Origin of the sequence: Pseudomonas sp. (assembly GCF_026224925.1) — a bacterium.
Lineage (GTDB): Bacteria > Pseudomonadota > Gammaproteobacteria > Pseudomonadales > Pseudomonadaceae > Aquipseudomonas.
The window spans coordinates 1-3,007 of sequence record NZ_JAMFRV010000130.1; the positions used below are offsets into that span (position 1 = coordinate 1).

Genomic DNA, 3,007 nt, shown 5'->3' on the forward strand with positions numbered 1-3,007 from the left:
CTGGCAATCGCAAATAGATCGTCAAACAAAGAAGATTTTTTGGACATGAGTACTCTGATATTGAAAAGCCATTGCGACGATACGTGGCCGATTAAAAAGTGTCTAGGACACGGGACAAACCCATCACCTTCACCCCCGGAAAGCCCCGCTTTAAGCAACGTTAAACCGCCGTAGTGCGTTACCTACAGAGCCCTCGGACCGATCCCACAGCATAAGAGGGCTCCCCCCGGCTTCGCATTTTTCCGTTCACTGAGAGAATTGCCGCCCGGATTTTCAGTCCTGATTTTCGTGTGGCGAAGCGGCTCAAAAAAAAAGCTTCGTACGGATACTGATCAACAACAAGGAACGTAGCATGGCACTTACTTTGGCCAAGAACCAAACCATCTCCCTTGCTAAAACTGCAGGAGGCGATCTTAAAAAAGTCACCTTGGGGCTAGGTTGGGACCCGGCAAAACCTAGTGGTTTTTTCTCAAAGATATTGGGCGGTGGCAGCCAGGAAATAGACCTCGACGCCTCTTGTATCGTGCTGGACGCGGACAAAAAGCCGGTTGATTTGGTGTGGTTCCGTGCTCTTCAATCCACAAACGGCGCCATCAAACACTCGGGTGACAACCGTACCGGTGAAGGTGATGGCGATGATGAGTCCATCACCGTAGACCTGGAACAGCTGCCTGCTCTGGTGAAGTACCTGGTGTTCACCGTAAACGCCTTCACGGGACAGAACTTCGACAAAATCGAAAACGCCACCTGCCGCATTCTGGATTCGTCAAATAGTAAAGAACTGGCGCGCTTCAATCTGTCAGAGAAAGGCAAACACACCGGCATCGTGATGGCCTACTTGAGCCGATCGGCTTCGGGTTGGGATTTCACCACCCTCGGTGAAGCCACAAAGGGCCGCACTGCAGATGATCTGGTGACCTTAGCTATCCAGGCGCTGCGGACATGATCAGCCTGGTGCCAGGCGCTAACGCATCGGTGGCGTCGGCACAGGTCATCGTGACTGTCAGCTATAAGCCCCTGTCGGGTGCAGACATCGATATTTCAGCATTCGTCCTCGCGGCAGACGGCAAGGTGCGTGGCGACCAGGATATGTGTTTTTTCGGCCAGAAAGAGGTCTGCGGCGGGGCAGTTCAAATCACCGACACTGCATCAGGTCGCAGCACTTTCACCCTGGACTTAAGCCGTCTGGAAGCTGCCGTCGACAGGGTCGCCCTTACCGCCACGGTCCATGAAAACAAAGCCAGCTTCAGCAGCGTCTCGCAATTGTCAGTAGCCCTCAGCAGCGGTGTTGAAGCGGTTATTCCTACAACAGGAATGGTGGAAACCGCACTGATTCTTGGTGAGTTCTATCGCCGACAGGGCGCATGGAAATTCCGCTGCGTAGCGCAAGGTTTCTCCGGTGGTCTAGAGCCATTGGCCAAACACTTCGGGGTCGAAGTAGCGTCGCCTGCTGCTGAACCTGTGGTTGCACCCACGCAAGCCCCCGCTCCGGTAGTACCTCCTGCGCAGTCGACGGTAAGCCTCCGCAAAATCACCCTGGACAAGACCCGCTCAACGATCAGCCTTGAAAAACCCGGTGCAGGTTTCGGCGAGATCAAGGTCAACCTCAATTGGAACAAAGCCAGCACAGGTAAACGCGGGTTCTTTGGGTCGTTGAAAAACGACGCGATTGATCTCGATGTCGGCTGCTTATACGAACTTCAAGATGGCAAAAAAGGCGCCGTCCAGGCACTGGGTAATTCCTTCGGCAATCTCCAGGGCGAACCGTTTATTCAATTGATGGGCGATGACCGTAGCGGCTCGGTGAGCGACGGCGAATGGCTGCACATCAATGGAAAACAGTGGCAACAGATGAAGCAGATTTTGGTCTTCGCGTTCATCTATGACGGGGCACCTAATTGGAAGGAAACCGACGGCATTGTCACGATCCACATCCCGGGCCAGCCGCCCATTGAAGTGAAGCTCAACGAGGAGGGCGGCCGGTATGGCATGTGCGCAATTGCTTTGCTTGAAAACGACAACGGCGCAGTAAAAGTTAGCCGGCGAGTGGATTTTCACAAGGGCCACTCGGACATGGATCGCGCCTATCACTGGGGTATGCGTTGGGCCGCGGGCTCAAAGTGATGGATTAGAACAGCGAGGCTGTCCTGGCTTCGCTAATAAGGAGTTCAACATGCTGGATTGGCTAAAAACAAACGCAACCGCTGCTCGCGACAAGTTGGCAACCGAAGTTGCCAAGTTCAAAAACCGCGAGTTCATGGACGCCGTTGTCGCGGGCTGCGCCTTGGTGGCTGCGGCGGATGGCGATATCAGTGCCAGCGAAAAACTGAAGATGACTGGTTTCATTCAGAACTCTCAAGAGCTCAAGGCGTTTGATCCTGAAGATGTCCTCAAATCCTTCCGGGCGATCTGCTCAAACATCGAATTCGATTTCCAGATTGGCCAGGCGGAGGCGCTGAAAACAATCGCCAAAATCAAGAAAAAAGAAGGCGCGGCTCGGCTGCTGATTCGCGTGTGTTGCGCCATTGGGGGAGCTGATGGGCATTTCGATGACGCCGAGCGAGCCATGTGCCGGATCATTTGTATCGAACTTGGTTTGAACTCAGCCGATTTCGATCTGTGAACATTTGAATTAGGGAATGCAGTTCAATGGAAAACGTGTCACTTGGATTTCCGCCACTCACGACCGCAGTCTTTGTTGGGCTCGCTGTAGCGGCAATGCTCATCGATATGTTCTCCCATCGGGGTAACAAGCCGGTATCGCTTACACAGGCTGCCGTTTGGTCGGTGTTCTGGATCGTGATATCGCTGGGCTTCGCGGGGTTTCTGTATGTCGAGCACGGCCCAACTGTTGCGAGCCTGTTCGTCACCGGTTATGCACTGGAAAAGGTCCTTAGCGTCGACAACCTGTTCGTGTTCATGGCGATATTTGCCTGGTTCAAAATCCCTGACGGCCTGCGTCACCGGGTTCTGTACTGGGGCATTATCGGCGCCATCGTCTTCCGCC

3 protein-coding genes and 1 pseudogene are annotated in these 3,007 nt (G+C 53.8%); all 4 read left to right on the forward strand.

What is annotated here, in order from left to right; genetic code table 11:
• Positions 1–352: 352 nt before the first annotated feature.
• Entirely contained in the window at positions 353–946 is a 594-nt protein-coding gene (locus M0974_RS05730) for a TerD family protein (protein ID WP_297833878.1), read from the forward strand.
• Positions 943–2,124, forward strand: coding sequence for a TerD family protein (locus M0974_RS05735; protein WP_297833880.1), 1,182 nt, complete (start codon positions 943–945; stop codon positions 2,122–2,124). Before M0974_RS05730 ends, M0974_RS05735 begins: the two co-directional genes overlap by 4 nt.
• A gap of 49 nt (positions 2,125–2,173) precedes the next feature.
• Positions 2,174–2,623 (forward strand): tellurite resistance TerB family protein, encoded by a 450-nt coding sequence (locus M0974_RS05740; protein WP_297833883.1) that lies wholly within the window; start codon positions 2,174–2,176, stop codon positions 2,621–2,623.
• A 26-nt stretch (positions 2,624–2,649) separates the two neighbouring features.
• Positions 2,650–3,007, forward strand: a pseudogene (locus tag M0974_RS05745) (tellurium resistance protein TerC); the annotation flags it as partial.

What these genes read in the sequence shown, in the direction of transcription:
- M0974_RS05730 (WP_297833878.1), top strand. Translation starts at nt 353, where the DNA reads ATGGCACTTACTTTGGCCAAGAACCAAACCATCTCCCTTGCTAAAACT.
- M0974_RS05735 (WP_297833880.1), top strand. Translation starts at nt 943, where the DNA reads ATGATCAGCCTGGTGCCAGGCGCTAACGCATCGGTGGCGTCGGCACAG.
- M0974_RS05740 (WP_297833883.1), top strand. Translation starts at nt 2,174, where the DNA reads ATGCTGGATTGGCTAAAAACAAACGCAACCGCTGCTCGCGACAAGTTG.